Source organism: Pseudomonas vlassakiae, assembly GCF_014269035.2.
In the GTDB taxonomy this organism is placed as follows: Bacteria; Pseudomonadota; Gammaproteobacteria; order Pseudomonadales; family Pseudomonadaceae; genus Aquipseudomonas; species Aquipseudomonas vlassakiae.
This window is the reverse complement of sequence record NZ_JABWRP020000001.1, coordinates 424,835-447,184: the sequence shown is the minus strand read 5'-3', so window position 1 is coordinate 447,184 and position 22,350 is coordinate 424,835. Positions and strand designations below refer to the sequence as shown.

Annotated in this window: 16 protein-coding genes; 11 read left to right on the top strand and 5 right to left on the bottom strand. The window is 65.1% G+C overall.

Annotation, left to right across the window (positions count from 1 at the left end; genetic code table 11):
• Positions 1–29: 29 nt before the first annotated feature.
• The 4 genes from cmaX to ppsA form a co-directional block, all read right to left on the bottom strand.
• Positions 30–1,025: a divalent cation transporter CmaX gene (gene cmaX, locus HU738_RS02025; RefSeq protein WP_186603775.1), complete on the bottom strand. Its 996-nt coding sequence runs from the start codon at positions 1,023–1,025 to the stop codon at positions 30–32.
• Positions 1,026–1,052: 27 nt separating this feature from the next.
• Positions 1,053–1,544 carry a ribonuclease E activity regulator RraA gene (gene rraA, locus HU738_RS02020; protein WP_054883439.1) on the bottom strand — a complete coding sequence of 164 codons (492 nt, stop codon included), beginning with the start codon at positions 1,542–1,544 and terminating at the stop codon, positions 1,053–1,055.
• Between the two features lie 153 nt (positions 1,545–1,697).
• On the bottom strand, positions 1,698–2,690 hold the full coding sequence (locus tag HU738_RS02015; RefSeq protein ID WP_225923372.1) for an alpha/beta fold hydrolase: 993 nt from the start codon (positions 2,688–2,690) through the stop codon (positions 1,698–1,700).
• 102 nt (positions 2,691–2,792) lie between these two features.
• The gene (gene ppsA, locus HU738_RS02010) at positions 2,793–5,168 is read right to left on the bottom strand and encodes a phosphoenolpyruvate synthase (protein WP_176507282.1); all 2,376 of its coding nucleotides are present in this window, start codon (positions 5,166–5,168) and stop codon (positions 2,793–2,795) included.
• A 191-nt stretch (positions 5,169–5,359) separates the two neighbouring features.
• Here ppsA and ppsR point away from each other — a divergent pair, with 191 nt between their 5' ends.
• The gene (ppsR, locus tag HU738_RS02005; protein ID WP_054885785.1) at positions 5,360–6,178 is read left to right on the top strand and encodes a posphoenolpyruvate synthetase regulatory kinase/phosphorylase PpsR; all 819 of its coding nucleotides are present in this window, start codon (positions 5,360–5,362) and stop codon (positions 6,176–6,178) included.
• Between the two features lie 126 nt (positions 6,179–6,304).
• Here the strand turns inward: ppsR and HU738_RS02000 are convergent, their stop codons facing one another.
• A complete protein-coding gene (locus tag HU738_RS02000) occupies positions 6,305–11,170 on the bottom strand; it encodes an NAD-glutamate dehydrogenase (protein WP_186603777.1) in 4,866 nt (1,621 codons plus the stop codon).
• 275 nt (positions 11,171–11,445) lie between these two features.
• Between HU738_RS02000 and HU738_RS01995 the strand changes: the two genes are divergently transcribed.
• From HU738_RS01995 to HU738_RS01950, 10 genes are all read left to right on the top strand, one after another.
• Positions 11,446–11,799: a hypothetical protein gene (locus HU738_RS01995; RefSeq protein WP_176507280.1), complete on the top strand. Its 354-nt coding sequence runs from the start codon at positions 11,446–11,448 to the stop codon at positions 11,797–11,799.
• Between the two features lie 149 nt (positions 11,800–11,948).
• Complete coding sequence (locus tag HU738_RS01990; RefSeq protein ID WP_186603778.1) at positions 11,949–12,659, top strand: FadR/GntR family transcriptional regulator; 711 nt, start codon at positions 11,949–11,951, stop codon at positions 12,657–12,659.
• A gap of 103 nt (positions 12,660–12,762) precedes the next feature.
• Positions 12,763–13,956, top strand: a complete 1,194-nt coding sequence (gene lhgO, locus HU738_RS01985; RefSeq protein WP_186603779.1) for an L-2-hydroxyglutarate oxidase — start codon at positions 12,763–12,765, stop codon at positions 13,954–13,956.
• Between the two features lie 43 nt (positions 13,957–13,999).
• Entirely contained in the window at positions 14,000–15,331 is a 1,332-nt protein-coding gene (locus HU738_RS01980) for an MFS transporter (RefSeq protein ID WP_186603780.1), read from the top strand.
• A 147-nt stretch (positions 15,332–15,478) separates the two neighbouring features.
• On the top strand, positions 15,479–16,438 hold the full coding sequence (locus HU738_RS01975; protein WP_027919334.1) for an AAA family ATPase: 960 nt from the start codon (positions 15,479–15,481) through the stop codon (positions 16,436–16,438).
• Between the two features lie 3 nt (positions 16,439–16,441).
• Positions 16,442–17,386, top strand: coding sequence for a DUF58 domain-containing protein (locus tag HU738_RS01970; RefSeq protein ID WP_054885779.1), 945 nt, complete (start codon positions 16,442–16,444; stop codon positions 17,384–17,386).
• Positions 17,383–17,877 (top strand): DUF4381 domain-containing protein, encoded by a 495-nt coding sequence (locus tag HU738_RS01965; protein ID WP_027919336.1) that lies wholly within the window; start codon positions 17,383–17,385, stop codon positions 17,875–17,877. The genes HU738_RS01970 and HU738_RS01965 overlap by 4 nt, the downstream gene beginning before the upstream one ends.
• Positions 17,870–18,946 carry a vWA domain-containing protein gene (locus tag HU738_RS01960; protein ID WP_176510164.1) on the top strand — a complete coding sequence of 359 codons (1,077 nt, stop codon included), beginning with the start codon at positions 17,870–17,872 and terminating at the stop codon, positions 18,944–18,946. The genes HU738_RS01965 and HU738_RS01960 overlap by 8 nt, the downstream gene beginning before the upstream one ends.
• The gene (locus HU738_RS01955) at positions 18,943–20,661 is read left to right on the top strand and encodes a vWA domain-containing protein (protein ID WP_186603781.1); all 1,719 of its coding nucleotides are present in this window, start codon (positions 18,943–18,945) and stop codon (positions 20,659–20,661) included. Before HU738_RS01960 ends, HU738_RS01955 begins: the two co-directional genes overlap by 4 nt.
• Positions 20,658–22,283, top strand: coding sequence for a BatD family protein (locus tag HU738_RS01950; protein ID WP_186603782.1), 1,626 nt, complete (start codon positions 20,658–20,660; stop codon positions 22,281–22,283). The genes HU738_RS01955 and HU738_RS01950 overlap by 4 nt, the downstream gene beginning before the upstream one ends.
• The last annotated feature ends 67 nt before the right edge of the window (positions 22,284–22,350 follow it).

The window sequence follows — 22,350 nt, the reverse complement described above, 5'->3', positions numbered from 1 at the left end:
AACGATTGTTTCATGACGACTCGGCATGTTCATACCCAGCGCAACCGCCGGAACAACCACCACTGCCCCACTGCCAGGCCGAGCACGACGATGCAGGCCAGCAGGAAGCCATAAGGGTTGCTCGCCCCCGGAATGCCGCCGACATTGATACCGAGCAACCCGGTGACGAAGCTCATGGGCAGGAAGATGCAGGTGATGATGCCGAAGCGGTACATGGTCCGGTTCATCCGCTCGCTGCGCCGGCGGTCTTCGCTTTCCAGCACCAGCGCTGCCCGCTCGCGGGTCAGCTCAAGCTCTTCGAGGTAGCGGATCAGGCTGTTGTTCAGCTCGTTCCAGTAATCGGCATCGGCATCGCAGAACCAGCTCCATTTGCTGCGTGAGAGCTGGGCGTAGATCTCACGCTGAGGTGCCAGGAAGCGACGCAAGCCCGCCGCGCGGCGGCGAATCTGCTGCAGGCTGCCGTGCTCCGGTGTATACCGTTCGTCAGATTCAACCTTCTCTTCTTCCAGATCGACCAGCTCCGAGAGGTCGCTGACCAGGCTCTGGACTTTCTCGGTCAGCAACTCCCCCATCAACAGCAACAGCTCGGACGCCGATTTCGGCCCCCTGCCCTCTTCAAGCTGCTGAAGGATTTCATCGCTGGCACGCAATGGCCGCAAACGCAGCGAAATGACCCGCTGCGCCTGGGCATGAATGCGTACCGAAACCATGTCCTCGGGCTCTGCCCCCGGGTTGAGGTTGACCCCGCGCAGGAACAGCAACATCTGCTCACCGGCCTGCGGTAACAGCCGTGGCCGGGTGTTTTCTTCCAGCAGCAGGTCGCAGGCGAACTCGCTCAGGCCACTGTCCTGCAACAACCAGGTGCGGGTTTGCGGATGACTGCGATCCCAGTGCAACCACAGGCTTTGCTGTGGTTGCAGCTGCAGGCCGTCCAGCTCGGTCCGTGCAATCGAACGCGCGCCACCTTTACCATCGAGCACCAGGGCATGCACCAACCCCCACTGCGCGTTGTCTTCCTCGAACATCAAAGCTCCATCAGCGCGTACCGCGCGTCACTCCGGCATTTTCAGCGGGCTTGGCGAGATGATCACGCCATTGTTGTCGGCATACAGGTACTCGCCCGGGCGGAAGGTGACACCGGCAAAGGTCACGGCCACGTTAAGGTCGCCGATGCCGCGTTTGTCGGTTTTCATCGGGTGGCTGGCCAGCGCCTGTACACCGACGTCGGTCTGGATCAATACATCGACGTCACGCACGCAACCGTAGATCACCAGGCCTTCCCAGCCGTTCTTGGCTGCCTTTTCGGCGAGCATGTCACCCAGCAGCGCACGGCGCAGCGAGCCACCCCCGTCGACCACCAGGACCTTGCCCTTGCCATCGAGCTCGACCTGCTCCTTGACCAGCGAGTTGTCTTCGAAGCACTTGATGGTCACGATCTGGCCACCGAAGGAGTCGCGGCCACCGAAGTTGCTGAACATGGGTTCGAGCACCTGAACCAGGTCCGGGTAGGCGTCACACAGGTCGGGCGTTACGTAATGCTGCATGGGAAGCTCCTGTCAGTCACAACGAAGGCGGGTATCGGCCAAGGCTACACCGTAGAAGCTGTTGCAGTCATCCGCGACTGAGCGGTCGTGTTTTGCCTGTGCCGGCCACTTCGCGGGCCAACCCGCGAAGAGACCACGACAAGTGAAGCAGGATCAACTGACCGGCACGGGCTCACGCACCAGCGTCGACTCATGCACCGGCAACAGCGGGTCGCGCAACCAGCGCTCAACCAACGGCCATACCTGCACCTGCGCCGCCTTGCTCACCAGCATGTCGACATGGCCAAAGGCCTCGAACCCCTCTTCACGGCCCAGGCGCAGGAACTGCTTGCGCTCCCCGCCCAGCTGATCGAACAGTTTGCGGCAGGCCCATACCGGGTCCTGGAAGTCCCCCGCGCCGGCCACCGCCAGCAACGGTACGTCCACTTCGGCCAACCCCGCCCACCAGTCGTTCTGCTTGTCGCCAAAACGCCCGAACAGGCCATGCCAGCGCATGCTCTCCAGCGCCAGGCCAATCGGCTCGTCCTCCGGCCCACGCTTGAAGCGCGGCCCGGAAATCTGCCCCCAACGCTTGAGCAGCAGCTTTGCCCCCCAGGTCAGCGGAGGCACCTTGAGCGGCCAATAGACTCGGCTGACCTGGGTTCCGAAAAGCGCCACGCTGGCCACCTGTTCAGCCTTTATAAAGCCGCCACCCAAGGCTGCCACCAAGGTAGTGCCACCCAGAGAGTGGCCGACCCAGTGCGGCGCCTGGCCAGACTGCTCGCGCACGAATGCACCGATCAGTGGCAGATCGTCGCGGGCATAATCGGCCACGCTGTTGTGCTTCCAGTTGCGGTTACGCGGCGACAGCCCGTGGCCGCGCATTTCCGGGATCCATACGTCGAACCCGGCCCGCGCCAGATGGGCCCCAAGGCCGATACCCTTGGGCGAGTACCAGAAGCGCCGGTTGGAGAAACTGCCATGCAGCAGAATCACCGGCACACCTTGGGGCCGGCCTTGATCGGCCAGTCCCAGGCGGGTCACGGCCAGCTCGACGCTGGGGTCCGGGCCGTTGCCGGCCTTGATCCGGTACACGTCTTCGCTGAGGTCGCCGCGGCGCTCGGCACTGAGCAAGGCCACGGGAAAAAGGTTGCTGCTGCTTTGCATAAGGTTGCTTGGTGCACAAAAAAGGGCGGGATCCATCACTGGAGCTCGCCCTGGAAAAAACCAGGCGGAGGCGCGCCAGACGCGCCCCCGCAATTTACCGCATCAGGCCGCGCCCTGGCCTTCGGCCAGGAAGAACCAGGTCTCCAGGACCGAGTCCGGGTTCAGCGACACGCTTTCGATGCCCTGCTCCATCAGCCACTTGGCCAGGTCCGGGTGGTCCGATGGGCCCTGGCCGCAAATGCCGATGTACTTGCCGGCCTTGTTGCACGCCTGGATGGCGTTGGCCAGCAGCTTCTTCACCGCCGGGTTACGCTCGTCGAACAGGTGGGCGATGATGCCCGAGTCACGGTCCAGGCCCAGGGTCAGCTGGGTCAGGTCGTTGGAGCCGATGGAGAAGCCGTCGAAGTATTCGAGGAACTCTTCGGCGAGGATGGCGTTGGACGGCAACTCGCACATCATGATCACACGCAGGCCGTTGTCGCCACGGGCCAGGCCGTTTTCGGCGAGCAGGTCGACGACCTGGCTGGCTTCGCCCAGGGTACGCACGAACGGCACCATGATCTCGACGTTGGTCAGGCCCATCTCGTTGCGCACGCGCTTGAGCGCACGGCACTCGAGCTCGAAGCAGTCGCGGAACGACTCGCTGATGTAGCGCGAGGCGCCGCGGAAGCCCAGCATCGGGTTTTCTTCTTCCGGCTCATAGAGCTTGCCGCCGATCAGGTTGGCGTACTCGTTGGACTTGAAGTCCGACAGACGCACGATGACCTTTTTCGGGTAGAAGGCTGCCGCCAGGGTGCTGATGCCCTCGACCAGTTTCTCGACATAGAAACCGACCGGGTCGTTGTAGCCAGCGATGCGCTTGTCGACGCTTTCCTTCAGCTCGGCGGGCAGGCCGGCATAGTTCAGCAGTGCCTTGGGGTGCACGCCGATCATGCGGTTGATGATGAACTCCAGACGTGCCAGGCCGACACCGGCGTTCGGCAGCTGGGCGAAGTCGAAGGCGCGGTCCGGGTTGCCGACGTTCATCATGATCTTGAACGGCAGCTCCGGCATGGCGTCCACCGAGTTCTGCTTGACGTCGAAGCCCAGCTCGCCCTCGAAGATGAAGCCGGTGTCGCCTTCGGCGCAGGATACGGTCACGCCCTGGCCGTCCTTGAGCACCTGGGTGGCATTGCCGCAACCGACCACGGCCGGGATGCCCAGCTCACGGGCAATGATCGCCGCGTGGCAGGTGCGCCCGCCACGGTTGGTGACGATCGCGCTGGCGCGCTTCATCACCGGTTCCCAGTCCGGGTCGGTCATGTCGGAAACCAGCACGTCGCCGGGCTGCACCTTGTCCATCTCGGACACGTCGTTGATCACGCGGACCTTGCCGGCGCCAATGCGCTGGCCGATGGCGCGACCTTCGACCAGCACGGTGCCCTTCTCTTTAAGCAGGTAACGTTCCATGACGTTGGCGCTGGCGCGGCTCTTCACGGTCTCAGGGCGAGCCTGGACGATGTACAGCTTGCCGTCATCACCGTCCTTGGCCCACTCGATGTCCATCGGGCGCTGGTAGTGCTGCTCGATGATCATCGCCTGCTTGGCCAGTTCGTTGACTTCATCGTCGCTCAGGCAGAAACGGGCGCGATCGGCACGGTCGACCTCGATGGTCTTGACCGAGCGGCCGGCCTTGGCTTCGTCGCCATAGACCATCTTGATCGCCTTGCTGCCCAGGTTGCGGCGCAGGATGGCCGGGCGACCAGCCTGCAGGGTTTGTTTGTGCACGTAGAATTCGTCAGGGTTGACCGCGCCCTGCACCACGGTTTCACCCAGGCCGTAGGCGCCGGTGATGAACACCACGTCACGGAAGCCCGACTCGGTGTCGAGGGTGAACATCACGCCGGCGGTGCCGGTTTCCGAACGGACCATGCGCTGCACGCCGGCGGACAGGGCCACCAGCTTGTGGTCGAAGCCCTGGTGCACGCGGTAGGCGATGGCGCGGTCGTTGAACAGCGAGGCGAACACTTCCTTGGCCGCGCGGATCACGTTGTCGACGCCACGGATGTTGAGGAAGGTTTCCTGCTGGCCGGCGAACGAGGCGTCCGGCAGGTCTTCGGCGGTGGCCGAGGAACGCACGGCCACGGCCATGTTGTCGTTGCCCTGGGACATTTCGGCGAAGGCGGTGCGGATTTCTGCATCCAGGCGGGCCGGGAAGTCGGCCTCCATCACCCACTGGCGGATCTGCGCGCCGGTCTTGGCCAGGGCGTTGACGTCATCAACGTCCAGCGCATCGAGCGCAGCGTGAATCTTGTCGTTCAGGCCACTCTGTTCGAGGAAGTCACGGTACGCCTGAGCCGTAGTGGCAAAGCCGCCCGGCACCGACACACCGGCACCAGCGAGGTTACTGATCATCTCGCCCAGGGATGCGTTCTTGCCCCCCACATGCTCCACATCGTGGACGCCGAGCTTATCGAGGGAAACTACGTACTCTACCAAGGTGATCTCTCCACTAACTGTATTGGAAAAGCTCAAGGGCGCCCGCCTGCCTTCGTTGACTGGGCCGGACGCTTGTGGCCTGTACCTGGAATATAGGTTCGCAAAATATGGCAGAATTGCTGACAGCCGCATTCGGCAAACCGAACTTATCATATCCAAGAAACGTCATCAGCTTAAGGCCCAGATCGCAAATGAAACGAACCGCGTTCTTCATCTCCGATGGCACCGGCATCACCGCCGAAACCCTGGGCCAGAGCCTGCTCGCTCAATTCGAAAGCATTCCGTTCAATAAATTCACTCGTCCGTACATCGACAGCCCGGAAAAAGCGCGGACCATGGTGCAGCAGATCAATGCCGCCGCAGAGCGCGATGGCATGCGGCCGATCATCTTCGACACCATCGTCAATCAGGACATCCGCGAGATCCTGGCGACGTCGAACGGCTTCATGATCGACATCTTTTCTTCGTTTTTATCCCCGCTCGAGCAGGAACTGACGGCCCATTCGTCGTATTCCGTCGGCAAATCGCACTCGATTGGTGGCAACTCCAACTACATGGAACGCATCGAGGCGGTGAATTTCGCCCTGGACAACGACGACGGCGCGCGCACCCACTACTACGACAAGGCCGACCTGATCCTGGTCGGCGTATCGCGCTGCGGCAAGACGCCCACCTGCCTGTACATGGCCATGCAGTTCGGTATTCGCGCCGCCAACTATCCGCTGACCGAGGACGACATGGAGCGCCTGCAATTGCCGGCGGTGCTGAAGAAGCACCACAGCAAGCTGTTCGGCCTGACCATCGACCCCGACCGCCTGACCGCCATCCGCCACGAGCGCAAGCCCAACAGCCGCTATTCGAGCTTCGCCCAGTGCGAATTCGAGGTGCGCGAGGTGGAGAACCTGTTCCGCCGGGAGAACATTCCCAACATCAATTCGACGCATTTTTCGGTGGAAGAGATTTCGGCGAAGATCCTGGTGGAAAAAGGCGTGGAGCGCAGGTTCAAGTAGGACAAAAGGCTCGCCACCAGATCTTTATCGCCGGTGAGATCGAGCGCTACCACAAATTCCACGCCAGTCGCCCATGAAAAAGCCCCGACATCGCTGCCGGGGCTTTGTTTTACCTCACTGAAAGTTTCAGGACGGCAGCACCGCCGCCTGGCCACTCAGCGCCAGGTCGACCAGCTCGCGGTTGGCCACCGCGTACATCGCATAGTCGGTGCCGGTGGCGTTGCGCAGGTCGTCGAGCATGGCGCGCCAACGCTCGACCATCACCCGGTGCTGCTCGGCCCACAGCGCCACCCGGGCGTCCATGTCTTCCGGCGCATCGGCCATCTGCAAGACCGAGATGGTGATCGCCCGCTGCTGCAGGTCGATGTCGTCACGGAACGCCTCGCGGGCCAGGGCCTGCCAATTGTTCTCCACCGGCAGGTTGCTGATTTCCTGCAGGTACCAGGTCAGGTCCAGCGCGCTGCCCACGGCGAAGAACGCCTTGGCCACCTGCGCCGGGTCATGGCCGGTCACGTCCGAGGCCTCGATGATCGGCAGCAGGGTGTACAGGTGGGTGGTACCGGCAACCATGCGCGCCAGCAGCTCCGGCACACCGGCATCGACGAAGCTCTGGTAGCGCACCATCCAGCGCTCGCGGGTCGGGCCTTCCAGCAGCTCGTCGAGCTTGAGCCCCAACTGGGCGATCTTCGGCCCGAAGTGCGCGCTGTCACGCCCGGCATCCTGCTCGTTGCGGCGGCTGCGCAGGAACCAGCGGGTGGCGCGGCGGCCCAGGCGCATCAGCTCGTCCATCAAGGTCAGCTGGATCTCCGCCGGCACCTGATAGTCCAGCGCCTCGATCTGACGGAACCAGTGCGGCAGGTGGAAGATGTCACGCACGATCACATAGGCCCCGGCGACGTTGGCCGGGCTCATGCCGGTCGACTCCTTCAGGCGCTGGACGAAGGTGATCCCCATGTTGTTGACCAGGTCGTTGGCGATCTGGGTGCTGACGATTTCGCGCTTCAGGCGGTGACGGCGCATGGCGTCGGCGAACTTGCTGACCAGCGACGGCGGGAAGGCGGTTTCCATGTCGCGGGTCAGGTAGTCGTCGTCCGGCACCAGCGACTTGAGCAGCTGCTCCTTGAGGTCGATCTTGCTGTACGAAATCAGCACCGACAGCTCGGCGCGGGTCAGGCCCTGGCCAGCGGCCAGTCGCTCGGCCAGCTGTTCCTCCGACGGCAGGAACTCGATGGCGCGGTCCAGCTTGCCACGGCTTTCGAGGTCGGCCATCAGGCGCTTGTATTCGGCGATCCGCTCGCGGGCGCGGCGGGCTGCCAGCGACAGGGCCTGGGTCTGCTTGTAGTTGTTGCCCAGCACCAGGCCAGCCACTTCGTCGGTCATGCTGCCGAGCAACTGGTTGCGCTGTTTCTCGGTCATGTCGCCACCCTGCACCACTTCGTTGAGCAGGATCTTGATATTGACTTCGTGGTCGGAGCAGTCCACGCCACCGGCGTTGTCGATGAAGTCGGTGTTGGTGGCGCCGCCATGCAGGCCGAATTCGACACGACCGAGCTGGGTCATGCCGAGGTTGCCACCCTCGCCTACCACCTTGCAGCGCAGTTCGTTGCCGTTGACGCGCAGGGCATCGTTGGCCTTGTCGCCGACATCGGCGTGGCTTTCAGTGCTGGCCTTGACGTAGGTACCGATGCCGCCGTTCCACAGCAGGTCGACCGGTGCCTTGAGCAGCGCGTGCAGCAGTTCGGTCGGGGTCAGGCGGTCGGCTTCGATGGCGAAGCGTTCCTTCATCTGCGGGCTGATGGCGATGCTTTTGGCGCTGCGCGGGAAGATCCCGCCGCCTTCGGACATGATGCTGGTGTCGTAGTCGCTCCAGGCCGAGCGCGGCAGGTCGAACAAGCGCTTGCGCTCGACGAAGCTGGTGGCCGGGTCCGGGTTCGGGTCGATGAAGATGTGCAGGTGGTTGAACGCCGCCACCAGTTGCAACTTGTCGGACATCAGCAGGCCGTTGCCGAACACGTCGCCGGCCATGTCGCCGATGCCGATCACGGTGATCGGGTCCTGCTGCACATTGATGCCGCGCTCGCGGAAGTGGCGCTGCACACCGACCCAGGCGCCACGGGCGGTGATACCCATCTTCTTGTGGTCATAACCGGCCGAGCCACCCGAGGCGAACGCGTCGCCGAGCCAGAAGCCGTAGTCGATGGCGATGCCGTTGGCGATGTCGGAGAAGGTCGCGGTGCCCTTGTCGGCCGCCACCACCAGGTACGGATCGTCGTCATCGTGACGCACCACGTTGGCCGGCGGCACCACGCCACCGTCCTTGAGGTTGTCGGTGATGTCGAGCAGGCCGGAGATGAAGATGCGATAGCACGCCACGCCCTCGGCGGCGATCTCGTCGCGGCTACCGCCCAGCGGCAGCCGGCGCGGCAGGAAGCCACCCTTGGCGCCGACCGGCACGATCACCGAGTTCTTCACCTGCTGGGCTTTGACCAGGCCCAGCACTTCGGTGCGGAAGTCTTCCTCGCGGTCCGACCAGCGCAGGCCGCCGCGGGCGACATTGCCAAAGCGCAGGTGCACGCCCTCGACCCGTGGCGAATAGACGAAGATCTCGAACTTCGGCACAGGCTTGGGCAGCTCGGGAATCAGCTTGGGGTTGAACTTGAAGCTGAAGTACGACTTGTTCTGGCCGTTGCCATCCGGCTGGTAGAAGTTGGTGCGCAGGGTGGCCTTGATCAGGTCCAGGTAGCGGCGCAGGATGCGGTCCTCGTTGAGCACCTGAACATTGTCCAGGGCGGTGAGGATCGCCTGCTCCAGGCGTTGCTGCTTGTCGTCCAGGTCTTCGGTGGTGAGCTTGCGCGCCAGGTAGAAGCGGGTCTTGAACAACCGGGTCAGTTCGCGGGCGATCTCGGTGTGGTTGTTCAGGGTGCTGGCGATGTAGCCAAGGTCGAAGCCCAGGCGGATCTGCTTCAGGTAACGGGCATAGGCACGCAGCAACGCCACGTCACGCCATGGCAGGCCGGCGGTGAGCACCAGACGGTTGAAGGCATCGTTCTCGGCGTCGCCCTTGACGATGTGGATGAAGGCATCCTGCAGGATGTCGTTGAGCTGCTGGATGTCCAGGTCCAGGCCTTCGCTGTAGGTGAAGGCGAAGTCGTGGATCCAGAACTCGCGCCCGCTGGTGTGGCGCAGGCGGTATGGGAATTCGCCGAGTACGCGCAGGCCAAGGTTTTCCAGGATCGGCAGCACGTCCGACAGCGCCAGCGGGGTATCGGCATGGTACAGCTTGCAGTGCAGCAGGCGGTCGCCCAGGCGGGTCAGCGGCTGGTAGAAACTCATCGCCAGCGGCTTGTGCTCGGACAGCGCCACCACGTGCTGCAGGTCGACCACCGCCGAATGCGCCGGGAAGCGCTCGCGGTAGCCAGCCGGGAAGCCTTTGGGGAAGTCCGCCAGGATGTTGGTGCCCTGGGCTTCGCCGAAGTTCTCGATGACCAGCGCCGAGTAGTCGTCATGCCACGAGCGGCAGGCCTGGATCACTTCGTTTTCCAGTAGCTGCGGGTCGATGTCGATGCGGTTCTTCGGGTCGACCCGCAGAATCAGCTGCACGCGCGCCAGAACCGATTCGGAGAAGAAGGTCCAGAACTCGCAGTCGCTGGCCTTCAGGCGCTCCATCAGCACCTGCTGGATCTTCTGCCGCACTTCGGTGGAGTAGATCTCGCGCGGCACGTAGGCCAGGCAGTAGCAGAAGCGCCCGTACGGGTCCTTGCGCAGGAACACGCGGATCTTGTTGCGTTCCTGGATCTGCACGATCGACATGACGGTGTTGAACAACTCGTCGATCGGGGTCTGGAACAGGTCGTCGCGTGGCAGCACTTCGAGCACCTGGGCCAGTTCCTTGCCCAGGTGCGCTTTCGGGTCGAAGCCGGACCGGCGTTCGACTTCGGCGACCTTCACGCGAATGTAAGGGATGGCATGCACGCTCTCGCCGTACACCGACGACGTGTACAGGCCCATGAAGCGGTGCTCCTTGATGACCTTGCCGTCGGCATCCAGCTGGCGGATCGACACGTAGTCCGGGTAGGCCGGGCGATGCACGCGGCTGGGCAGCGCGGCCTTGGCGAACGACAGCAGCAGCGGCTCGTTGAGGTAGGCCACGGCGTAGTCTTCGATGCGCAGTTCTTCCGCCGTCAGGCCCACCCGCAGGCGGCGCGGCAGGCCGAGGAACGACTGCTCGTCGTAGTCCATCTGGCCACCGTCGCTGTCGGCCTGGACGGTGAATTCTTCATAGCCGAGGAAGGTGAAGTGGTTATCCAGCAGCCATTCGAGGAAGGCCTTGACCTCGCCCTTTTCATGCTGGGCCGGGCCGTAGGCGGTGTTTTCCACCTCGGCGAGGATTTCGCGCAGCTTGGCTTTCATCGGCTCGAAATCAGCCACCGCCACGCGTACCTCGGCCAGCACCTGCTCGATCTCGCGGGCCAGCACGGTCAGTTCGGCGGCATTGGCGCAGCGGTCGATCTCCAGGTACATCAGCGACTCATGGCGCACACCTTCGCCCTGGGTGCCCTTGGGCAGCAGTTCGAGCAGTTCGCCCTTGGCACCGCGGCGCACGCTGAGCACCGTGGTCTGCAGGGTGTGGATGCTGTAGCCGCGGCGGTTGAGCTCGGTGCGCACCGAGTCGACCAGGAACGGCAAGTCGTGATGCAGCACTTCGACCACGGTGTGGGTCGACTGCCAGCCATTGCGCTCGTAATCAGGGTTGTACACCCGCACTTGCGGGTATTCGGGGTCGAAGCGCTCGATGATGCGCCACGCCGAGAGGGTACAGCCGGCAAGGTCCGAAAGCCTGCGCTGGGTGAGTTCGTCCAGAGAGATGATGCCGAAGAACTGCTCGGCGAACAGCGCCACTTGTGGCAGGGACTGTTCGCTGATGTGCTGCGCCAGGGCCGCTTGCAGTTGGTGCTGGAAGTCGGCTTTGCTGGCTGCGGTGAAGAACGCCATCTGTGGTACTCCGCTTGGGCTTTGTAATAGTTGAAGCGTCGCGCATGTCCGCCATGTACGGATCAACGATAGCCAACCCATGGCAAGCCGGACGGTAAAAACCAGACGTTGAACGTGGCAGGCACGTCCAGGGCTCGCCGAAGCTTAACGACTGAGCGGTCATCGCCGCTTGCGAGGCTGCGACAATTTCGGTCAAGGGCTGGCAACTTTACGTTTATGGATGGCTGCAAGGCTGTCAGAATTCCCTCCCATTACCCTTGACCCGAGTCGTAGCCATGCAAATCCACACCGCCGTGCTGTTCGCCACCCCTTGCGATGACGAGGAAGACAACATGGCGACCTTGTGCTGCCACAGCGACAAGGGGCAGATGTTCTTGCTGACCCGCTATCCGGATGAAGACACCGTCGACCTGACCCTGGATGATGAGCCGTCGACGCTGGATGGGTTGAAGGTGACCTTGAGCGCGCAGCGCCTGCTGATCGAAGTGGCAGCCGGTGATCGGGATGCACTGAAAGGGGACGAAGCGCTGGAGATCGTGCTGACTTCGGCGGGGACTGACCTTGAGGAGGTGGCGCTGACATTGCGAAATATCCTCGATGGCACCGGCACCTTTGTCAGCGAGCTGTGATTTTTTAGTGGGTGCCGGGTGCACGCCGGTCGATTTGCAGCGCAGATGAGACCAGACACTCATGCACCCGTAGCTCCCACTGACCCCATTGACACCCCGCCCCCACTACAGGCATTGTCTGACAACCTGATAACTAGGCAAGCGTTCCCATGCTAGAGCTCCAGCGCCCTGACACCTTGGTAGACCGGGTCGTCAGCGCCATCCGCGCCGAAATCGATTCCGGTCGCCTGGCCGCCGAATCGCGCCTGCCCACCGAACAGCAACTGGCCGAACAGCTGAACGTCAGCCGCTCGGTGGTGCGCGAGGCCGTGGCGCAACTCAAGGCCGATGGCGTGCTGATCGCCCGTCGCGGGCTCGGTTCCTACATCTCGCAGACACCCGCCGGCACCGTGTTCCGCTTCCCCGGTAGCCAAGGCCGCACGCCGGACCTTACGCAGATGTTCGAAATGCGCCTGTGGATCGAGACCCAGGCCGCCGCCATCGCCGCCCGCCGTCGTGACGAGCAGGACCTGGCGCACATGGCCAAGGCCCTGCAGGCAATGCTCGACAAGCGCAGCGACTTCGCCACCGCCTCGGCCGCCGACGTGGCCTTCCACCGGGCGATTGCCGAAGCCAGCAAGAACGATTACTTCGTGGCCTTCCACGACTTCCTCGGCGGCCAGCTGGCCAGCGCACGGCGCACCGCCTGGGAAAACTCCGCGGCCCACTCGGTGGGCGGTTCGGCCGATGCCAACCGCGAACACCAGGCGCTGTACCGGGCCATCGCCGATGGCGACCGCCAGGCCGCCGCAGCCTGCGCTGAAGCGCACCTGCGCGCCTCGGCCAAGCGCCTGAAGATCGACCTCCCCGCCCTCGACTGATCCCGGAGAATCCGACGCGGCCTGCCACGGGCCCTTTTACGCATTACTTAGTCTGACAACCTGATAAGCAGATCCACCGATAAGAACACCAAGGTACCCCTGCATGACTTATGACTACTGCATCATCGGCGGCGGCATCGTCGGCCTTGCCACCGCGATGGCCCTGCTCGAACAACGCCCGGGCGCATCCCTGCTGATCCTGGAGAAGGAAGCCAGCCTCGGCCGCCACCAGACCGGCCACAACAGCGGGGTGATCCATGCGGGCATCTACTATGCGCCTGGCAGCCTCAAGGCCGAACTGTGCAAGCGCGGCGCCCAGGCGACCAAGGACTTCTGCACCGAGCACGGCATTGCCTTCGAAGTCTGCGGCAAGCTGCTGGTGGCCTCCAGCGACCTGGAAGTGCAACGCATGCAGGCGCTGTACGAGCGCTCGCAACAGAACGGCCTGAACGTCGAGCGCCTGGGTGCGGCCGCCCTTGCCGAACGTGAGCCGAACATCGTCGGCAAGGGCGCGCTGTTCCTCGATGCCACCGGCATCGTCGACTACACCCAGGTGTGCAACGCCATGGCCAAGGTGATCCGCCAGGCTGGCGGCGAAGTGCACCTGTCCACCTGCGTGCGTGCCATCCAGGAGCACTCCGACCATGTCGCCGTCGGCACCGACAGCCACACCTGGCGCGCACGCCAGCTGGTGGCCTGCGCCGGCCTGCAGTCCGACCGCCTGGCGCGCCTGGCCGGGGTGAAGATCGAGCATCAGATCATCCCCTTCCGCGGTGAGTACTACCGCCTGCCGGCCAGCAAGAACCAGATCGTCAACCACCTGATCTACCCGATCCCCGACCCGGAGCTGCCATTCCTCGGCGTGCACCTGACGCGCATGATCGACGGCAGCGTTACCGTCGGCCCGAATGCCGTGCTCGGCTTCGGTCGCGAGAACTACCGCAAGTTTTCGCTCAACTGGCGCGACGTCGCCGAGTACGCCAGCTTCCCGGGCTTCTGGAAAACCCTCTGGAACAACCTCGGCTCCGGCACCACCGAAATGAAGAACTCGCTGTTCAAGCGCGGCTACCTGGAACAGTGCCGCAAGTATTGCCCGTCGCTGCAAGTGGAAGACCTGCTGCCCTGCGAGGCGGGTATTCGCGCCCAGGCGGTGATGCGCGACGGCACCCTGGTGCATGACTTCCTGTTCGCCGAGACCCCGCGCATGGTGCATGTCTGCAATGCCCCGTCGCCGGCTGCCACCTCGGCCATTCCCATCGGCCAGATGATCGCCGCGAAGATCCTCAAGGCCCGCTGAAATCTGCTTCACCCACAACTACAAAGACAATAAGGAACCCCCCATGTCGGTACATGAGGCGGCCCCGGCCGCGCACGAGACCCCGCAACAGCAACGCAAGCGCCTGCACAAGGTGGCGGCGGCGACCATCTTCGGCTCGATGCTGGAGTGGTACGACTTCTACCTCTACGCGACGATGGCCGCGATCGTGTTTTCGAAGATCTTCTTTGATGCCAGCAACCCGGCGGTGGCCTCGCTGCTGGCCTTCTCCACCTTCGCCATCGGCTTCATTGCCCGCCCCTTCGGCGGCATTCTGTTCGGCTACCTGGGCGACCGTTTCGGGCGCAAGCACGTGCTGGTGATCACCTTCTGCATGATGGGCGTGTGCACGGCGCTGATCGGGCTGATCCCAAGCTACGCCAGCATCGGCATCTGGGCACCGATCCTGCTGGTGGTGATCCGCATCATCCAGGGCCTGGGCGCGGGTGCCGAGCTGTCCGGCGCGGCGGTCACCTCCTATGAACATGCCAGCGAAGGCAAGCGCGGCAGCCAGGGCGCCTGGCCGGCGCTGGGGCTGAACCTGGGACTGCTGCTGTCGTCGCTCACGGTGTACCTGCTGACCATGAACGGTAACGAATTCCTCCTGGCCGGTGGCTGGCGCATCCCGTTCATCGCCAGCATCGCCCTGGTGGCGATCGGCCTGTGGGTGCGCAAGAGCATCCCGGAGACACCGGACTTCAAGGAGCTGGACAAGGCCGACAGCAGCAAGCCACCGGTGTCGCCATTGAAGCTGTTGTTCAGGAACGACCTCAAGGGCCTGGCCGTGGTGTTCTTCGTGGCCATCGGCTACAACGCCCTGAGCTACATCTTCAAGACCTTCTCGCTGGCCTACCTGACCCAGTTCAAGGGCGTGGAGGCGCATGTCACCTCGCTGTCGGTGACCATCGCCAGCCTCGTGGCGATCTTCGCCGTGCCGTTCTTCGGCTGGCTGTGCGACCGTTGGAGCAGCAAGACCGTGCTGATGCTCGGCGGGGGCCTGTCGGCACTGTTCGCCTACCCGTTCCTGCAGCTGCTGGGCACCGGTGAGCCCACCCAGATCTACATGGCCATCGCGATCGGCACCGGCATCCTCGCGCCGATGATGTTCGCCCCGCAAGGTTCGTTCCTCAGCCGCCAGTTCCCGACCCAAACGCGCGCCTCGGGCTTCGGTACAGGCCGTGAGATCGGCACGGCGGTGGCCGGTGGCCTGGCACCGCTGGGCGGCCTGGCCCTGGTGGCCGGCTCGGCGACCCATTCCACCGATGGCGTAGCGCTGATCCTGGCAATCGCCGGGGTGCTGGTCGTGCTGTTCGCCCTGTGCGACCAGGGGCGCAAGCACTCCGCCTCGAAGAACTGAGCCGAAAAGCGTGCGGGCGCGCCCTGCAGCGACTGTGGCAGCGATAAAAATCCCGCCCTTCATTGGTCGGCGCCCCCCTGGATAGATTAAAGTATCAGCCCCTGCCAGGTCGTCCGCGACCTGGCGCAAACCCAGGAACCGCCGCCGATGGAACACCGTGAAGCGCTGATCGCGCTACGCACCTTTCTTTCCTCCCAGATCCTAGGCCAGGAGAAGCTGGTCGAGCGGCTGTTGATCGTGCTGTTGGCCGACGGCCACATGCTGGTCGAAGGGGCCCCGGGGCTGGCCAAGACCAAGGCCATCAAAGAGCTGGCCGAAGGCATCGAGGCGCAGTTCCATCGTATCCAGTTCACCCCCGACCTGCTCCCCGCCGACATCACCGGCACTGAAATCTATCGCCCGGAAACCGGCAGCTTCGTGTTCCAGCAGGGGCCGATCTTCCACAACCTGGTGCTGGCCGATGAAATCAACCGTGCCCCGGCCAAGGTGCAGTCGGCGCTGCTCGAAGCCATGGCCGAGCGCCAGGTCAGCGTGGGCCGCAGCACCTACGACCTGTCGCCGCTGTTCCTGGTGATGGCCACGCAGAACCCGATCGAGCAGGAAGGCACCTACCCGCTGCCCGAAGCCCAGCTCGACCGCTTCCTGATGCACGTGAAGATCGGTTTCCCCGATGCCGCCGTAGAGCGCCGCATTCTCGCCCAGGCCCGTGGCGAAGCACTGGGCGGCGAAGTGAAGCCCGAGCGCCGGGTCAGCCAGCAGGCAATCTTTGCCGCGCGCAAGGAAATCCTCGGCCTGTACATGGCCGACGCCGTGGAGGAGTACCTGGTGCAGCTGGTGATGGCTACCCGCACCCCGGCCAAGTTCGATGCCGAGTTGGCCGACTGGATCGCCTACGGTGCCAGCCCGCGCGGCTCGATTGCGCTTGACCGCTGCGCCCGTGCCCATGCATGGCTGGCCGGGCGCGACTTCGTCAGCCCCGAGGACATCCAGGCGGTGCTGTTCGATGTGCTGCGCCACCGCATCATCCTGTCGTTCGAAGCCGAAGCCGCGGGGATCGACCAGGACCGCGTGGTCCAGCGCATTCTCGACGTCGTGGCCGTCGCCTGACCCATGCCCACCGCGCTGCAGGCCGAACCCGGCATCCGCATCGGCCTCGCCGAACTGATCGACATGCGCCACCGCGTGCGCGAAATCCAGTTGTTTTCCCGCCCTGGCCAGCGCAGCCCGCTGGTCGGCCTGCACCATTCCAAGCTGCGCGGGCGGGGCGTGGACTTCGACCAGGTGCGCGTCTACCAGGCCGGTGACGATGTACGCAACATCGACTGGCGCGTCACCGCACGCACCCAGGAGCCGCACACCAAACTGTTCCACGAAGAACGCGAACGGCCGATCTTCATCCTCGTCGAACAAAGCCAGCGCCTGTTCTTCGGCTCGGGGCTGATGTTCAAATCGGTGCTCGCAGCCGAAGCTGCCGCGCTGTTCGGCTGGGCCGCGCTGGGCCACAACGACCGTATCGGCGGGCTGGTGTTCGGCGATAACGAGCACCACGAGATCAAACCCCGGCGCAGCAAGCAGAGCCTGCTGCAGCTGCTCAACCGCCTGGCCAAGGTCAACCAGGCCCTGCACACCGAAGCCGCGCCCCAGGCTGACAGCCTCGGCCTGGCCCTGCGCCGCGCCCGTGAGGTGCTGCGCCCTGGCAGCCTGGCCATTGTCATCTGCGACGAACGCTCGCTCAGCGCCCAGGCCGAGCAACACCTGGCCATGCTCTCGCGCCATTGCGACCTGCTGCTGATGCCGGTGTCCGACCCGCTCGACCACGCCCTGCCCGCCGCCGGCCTGCTGCGCTTCGCCCAACGCGGCGCGCAGCTGGAGCTCGACACCCTCGACGCCAACCTGCGCCAGGCTTACCGTCACCAGGCCGAAGCGCGCATCGAACGCTGGGAGCTGATGGCACAGAAGCTGCGCGTGCTGCTGATGCCGCTGAGCACCCAGAGCGAGATGATCGAACAACTGCGCGAATACCTGAACGCCCAGCGCCCTGGGAGTGGCCAGTGAACCCGTTGGACCAGCTGCAACCGCTGATCGCACCGCCAGCGATCGGCCTGTGGCCGCCGGCACCGGGCTGGTGGCTGTTGCTTGCGCTGTTGCCGCTGCTGGTCTGGGGCCTGTGGCGGTTGCGCCGCTGGCGCCCGGGCAAGCGCCCGGTGGTACGCGCCGAGCTGCCGCTCGACCCGGTGCGCCTGGAAGCACTGGCCGAACTCGCCCGCCTGCCGCGCCCCTACGACGGCGCGCCGGCCGGCGCCTGGCTGCAGCAGATCAACGCCCTGCTCAAGCGTCTGTGCCGCAACCACTACCCCGGCGCCAACAGCCATACCTTGAACGGCCGCCAATGGCTGGCCTTTCTCGACAACCGCTGCCCGGCCGCCGGCCTGACCCGCTGGATGGTGCTGGTCGAAGGCGCCTACAAGCCCGAGTGCAAGCTCGACGACAAGGCGATCGTCGGGCTCAGCCAGGCGGTCGAAACCTGGATTCGCAAACATGTTTGAACTGGCCTGGCCGTGGATCTTCGTGCTGCTGCCGCTACCGTGGCTGGCGCGCCTGCTGCTGCCCGCCGCCGACAGCGGCGAGCCGGTGCTCAAGGTCGGTTTCCTCGACGAACTGGAGGGCCTGGCCGGGCGCCGTGCACGGCTGAACCTGCCGACCCTGCGCCAACAGGCGCCGTATGTGGTGATCTGGCTGTTGCTGCTGCTGGCCGCCGCGCGCCCGCAATGGCTTGGCGAGCCGGTGCCGGTGGCCTCCAGTGGCCGCGACCTGCTGGTGGCGGTGGATGTCTCGGGCTCGATGGACTTCCCCGACATGCAATGGAAAGACGAAGACATCAGCCGCCTCGACCTGGTCAAGGCACTGCTCGGCGACTTCCTGCAGGACCGCGAAGGCGACCGTGTCGGTTTGATCCTGTTTGGCAGCCAGGCCTACCTGCAAGCCCCGCTGACCTTCGACCGGCGCACCGTGCGCACCTTCCTCGACGAGGCGCAGATCGGCATCGCCGGCAAGAACACCGCCATCGGCGACGCCATCGGGCTGGCGGTCAAGCGCCTGCGCCAGCGCCCGGCGCAAAGCCGGGTATTGGTGCTGGTCACCGATGGCGCCAACAACGGCGGGCAGATCCACCCGCTGACGGCCGCCCGCCTGGCTGCCCAGGAAGGCGTGCGCATCTACACCATTGGCATCGGTGCCAACCCCGAGGCCAGCGGTACGCCCGGCCTGCTCGGCCTGAACCCGAGCCTGGACCTCGACGAAGCCTCACTCAGGGAAATTGCCGAAATCACCCACGGCGCCTATTTCCGCGCCCATGACGGCGCTGAGCTGAACGCCATCGGCGACACCCTCGACCAGCTTGAACCGGTGGCCCAGCAGCCAACCCAGGCGCGTACGGCCAAAGCCCTGTATGCCTGGCCGCTGGCCTTGGCCCTGCTGCTCAGCGTGTTGCTGGTAGTGGCCGTGCAATGGCCCGACAACCTGCTGCACAAGGTGCTGCGCAAACCCCGCTTCCTGCAGCCCCATCCGGAATGGCGCCAGCGCCTGAAACGCCTGCGCCTGAGGAAACGGCGATGATCGATCTCTGGCCACAATGGTTGCGCCCGCTCTGGCTGCTGGTCGTGCCCCTGCTCGGCTGGCTGCTGTTCAAGCTCTGGCACCGGCGCAAACGTGCCGGGCGCTGGCAGATGATCCTGCCGCCAGCGTTCCACCCGGTGCTGCTCGGCGGAGGCAGCGGCAGCAACAGCAAGTTGCCCTGGGTGGCCCTGGGCCTGGCCTGGTTGCTGGTGATGCTGGCCCTGCTCGGGCCGAGCTGGCAGCGCCTGGAAGAAACCCGCCAGCGCCCCGCCGACCCGCTGGTGATCCTGCTCGAGCTGACCCCGCAGATGCTGGCCGAGGATGTTCCGCCCAACCGCCTGGAGCAGGCGCGGCGCAAGATCCTCGACTTGCTCGAACACCGTAACGACAGCCAGACCGCGCTGATCGTCTACGCTGGCAGTGCGCACACGCTGGTGCCGCTGTCGGATGACCTCGGCACCACGCGCAACCTGCTGGAAGCCATCGACCCATCGATCATGCCCAAACCGGGCCAACGCGCCGACCTGGCCGTGCAAAAAGGCCTGGCCCTGCTGGCCCAGAGTGGCCTCGGCCAGGGCCGTCTGCTGCTGGTCGGCTCGGCGCTGAGCGCAGCGGAGCGCCAGGGCATCAGCCAGGCCCTCGGCCGCCAGGGCCCGAGCCTGTTGATGCTTGGCATCGGCACCGGCGACGGCGCGCCGGTGCGCCAGGCCAATGGCGAATACCTCAAGGATGACCAGGGGGGCATCCTCCTGCCACGGCTCGACAGTGCCAGCCTCAAGGCCTTCATCAGCGGCACCGGCGGGCGCTACCGCCATGCCCGCATCGACGACCTCGACCTGCGCGGCCTTGGCCTGTTCGACAACCCGCGCCGCCTGCACGATGCCGGCCAGACCCTGCAGCTGGACAGCTGGGCCGACCAGGGCTACTGGCTGTTGCTGCCATTGTTGTTGCTGGCCGCCTGTGCCGGGCGCCGCGGCTGGCTGTTCTGCCTGCCGCTGCTGCTGGCCCTGCCACAACCGAGCCAGGCCTTCGAGTTCAACGACCTGTGGCTGCGCCCCGATCAACAGGGCCAGATGCTACTGGACAAGCAGCGCCCGGCAGACGCGGCCCGGCATTTCCAGGACCCGCAATGGCGCGGCATGGCGCTGTACCAGGCCGGCGACTATGCCGCTGCCGCCGAAGCCTTCGCCCAGGGCGACAGCGCCGCAGCCCACTACAATCGAGGCAATGCCCTGGCCCGTAGCGGCGAGCTGGAAGCCGCCCTGGATGCCTACGAACAGGCCCTGGAGCGCCAGCCCGACCTGCAGCCGGCCCTGGCCAACCAGGCGCTGGTGCAACAGTTGCTGCAGCAACGCGAGGCCCAGGCCGAGGAACAACCGGCCGAGAGCGACGCCCAAGGCACTCCGGGCAGCGAAACCGAAGGCAACAGCAGCTCGGCCAGCAGCCCTGGCCAAGGGACGCCGAGCGGGGAGGAACAGGCCAGCGCCGAACAACCCGGGGAAGGCGACAACAACAGCCAGGCGGCGCCTGGCAACCAGAGCGGCGATGACGACAGCATCACCCAACCGCCGCAGCGCCCGGTATCGACCAGCCTCGATGCCGAACAGCGTCAGGCTCTGGAACAATGGCTGCGCGAGATCCCCGACAACCCGGCGGAGCTGTTGCGGCGCAAATTCTGGTATGAACAGCAATTGCATCAGGAAAACACACGATGAGTCGCTTCGGCGTCTTTGTTCTCGGCCTGTTGTGGGCCGTCATGGCCCAGGCCCTCCCGACACTGCAGGCCAGCGTCGACCGCACGCGCCTGGAGGCCGGCGAAACCCTCGAGCTGACCCTCGAAAGCCAGGACGTGACCCAGTTCGGCAAGCCCGATTTGCGTGCCCTGGAAGGCGACTTCGAAGTGCGCGGCACGCGCCAGTTGAACAGCTTGCACACCCTCGACGGCGAAACCCGCGCCAGCACCCGCTGGATCATCACCCTGCTGCCCCGGCGCAGCGGCAGCCTGCGTATTCCCGAGCTGCAACTGGGCCAGTCGCGCAGCCAGGCCATCGACCTGCAAGTGCTGCAGGCCGACAGCAGCCGCCCGGAAGTCGCCTCGCAAGTCTTCGTCGAAGCCACCCTGGACAGCAACGAGGTGTACGTCCAGGCACAGGCCGTGCTGACCCTGCGCATCTACCACTCGGTGTCGCTGTACGACGACAGCAGCCTGAGCCCACTGCAGCTGGAGAATGCCAAGGTCGAGCCGCTGGGTGAGTCGCGCACTTACGAGAAGGAAATCAACGGCGTGCGCCACGGGGTGATCGAAACCCGCTACGCGGTGTACCCGCAGCAGAGCGGCGACCTGGACATCCCGCCGCTGACCTTCACTGCCACCGCCGCCGACAACAGCCAGCAACCCGCTGGCACCGCCCGGGTCGGCCGCCAGGTGCAGGTCAGTTCGCTGCCGCTGCGCCTGGCGGTCCGCCCCATCCCCGCTGCCTGGCCGGCCAACGTGCCCTGGCTGCCGGCGCGAGACCTGAGCCTGGAAGAACACTGGAACCCGGACCCGGCGAGCCAGCAGCCTCAGATTGGTGACTCATTGACGCGCAGCATCACCCTGCGCGCCGAAGGCCTGTCGAGCACCCAGCTGCCACAACTGCCCGCCACCGAGATCGTCGGCCTGCGCCGCTACCCGGACCAGCCGGTGCTGCGCAACGAGATCAACGAACGCGGCATGACTGCCAACCGCGAAGAGCGTGAAGCGCTGGTGCCGACCCACAGCGGCAAGCTGGCCCTGCCGGCCGTGGAAGTCACCTGGTGGAACACCCGCGAAGACCACCTGGAACACAGCAGCCTGCCGGCGCGCACGCTGGATGTGCAGGACAACCCGGCGCTGAGCGCCGACACCCCGGTTGGCGACCTTGGCGGTGCGAATCAGCTGCTCTGGCCCTGGCAGCTCGCCACCCTGCTGTTCGCCCTGACCACCGTGCTGGGTTTCGCCCTGTGGTGGCGTGCCCGCTCGCAACCGGCGGTGCTGCGTGCGGCGCAGAACGGGCCGAGCCCGCGTACCTTGCTGGACGATCTCAAGCGCGCCTGCCAGGCCAACGACCCACAGGCTACGCGCCAGGCGCTCGATGCCTGGGCGAGGCAGCAGCCGGAGACCCTGGCCGAGATGGCGGCGCGGTTCGTGCCGTTGTCGGATGCGCTGGATGGGTTGAACGGGGCGCTTTATAGCGAGAGTGGGCAGTATTGGCAGGGGGAGGATTTGTGGCGGGCGATCGGGACCATACCGCCGGCGGAGCAGGTGTTGTTGCCTGCTGGGGAGAGTGGGAGCTTGCCGCCGCTTTATCCGAAGTGAGGGGTGTGGCTCAGAGGTGCATGCCTTGGGATCTTCAGCGCCCTTGAGATCGAGCGCCGCCCGCGCG

Coding starts and splice junctions, on each gene's coding strand:
- HU738_RS01955 (WP_186603781.1), top strand. CDS start 18,943: ATGATCGATCTCTGGCCACAATGGTTGCGCCCGCTCTGGCTGCTGGTC.
- HU738_RS01975 (WP_027919334.1), top strand. CDS start 15,479: ATGGAACACCGTGAAGCGCTGATCGCGCTACGCACCTTTCTTTCCTCC.
- HU738_RS02015 (WP_225923372.1), bottom strand. CDS start 2,690: ATGCAAAGCAGCAGCAACCTTTTTCCCGTGGCCTTGCTCAGTGCCGAG.
- HU738_RS01960 (WP_176510164.1), top strand. CDS start 17,870: ATGTTTGAACTGGCCTGGCCGTGGATCTTCGTGCTGCTGCCGCTACCG.
- HU738_RS01990 (WP_186603778.1), top strand. CDS start 11,949: ATGCTAGAGCTCCAGCGCCCTGACACCTTGGTAGACCGGGTCGTCAGC.
- HU738_RS01970 (WP_054885779.1), top strand. CDS start 16,442: ATGCCCACCGCGCTGCAGGCCGAACCCGGCATCCGCATCGGCCTCGCC.
- cmaX (WP_186603775.1), bottom strand. CDS start 1,025: ATGTTCGAGGAAGACAACGCGCAGTGGGGGTTGGTGCATGCCCTGGTG.
- rraA (WP_054883439.1), bottom strand. CDS start 1,544: ATGCAGCATTACGTAACGCCCGACCTGTGTGACGCCTACCCGGACCTG.
- HU738_RS01950 (WP_186603782.1), top strand. CDS start 20,658: ATGAGTCGCTTCGGCGTCTTTGTTCTCGGCCTGTTGTGGGCCGTCATG.
- HU738_RS01980 (WP_186603780.1), top strand. CDS start 14,000: ATGTCGGTACATGAGGCGGCCCCGGCCGCGCACGAGACCCCGCAACAG.
- HU738_RS01995 (WP_176507280.1), top strand. CDS start 11,446: ATGCAAATCCACACCGCCGTGCTGTTCGCCACCCCTTGCGATGACGAG.
- ppsR (WP_054885785.1), top strand. CDS start 5,360: ATGAAACGAACCGCGTTCTTCATCTCCGATGGCACCGGCATCACCGCC.
- HU738_RS02000 (WP_186603777.1), bottom strand. CDS start 11,170: ATGGCGTTCTTCACCGCAGCCAGCAAAGCCGACTTCCAGCACCAACTG.
- lhgO (WP_186603779.1), top strand. CDS start 12,763: ATGACTTATGACTACTGCATCATCGGCGGCGGCATCGTCGGCCTTGCC.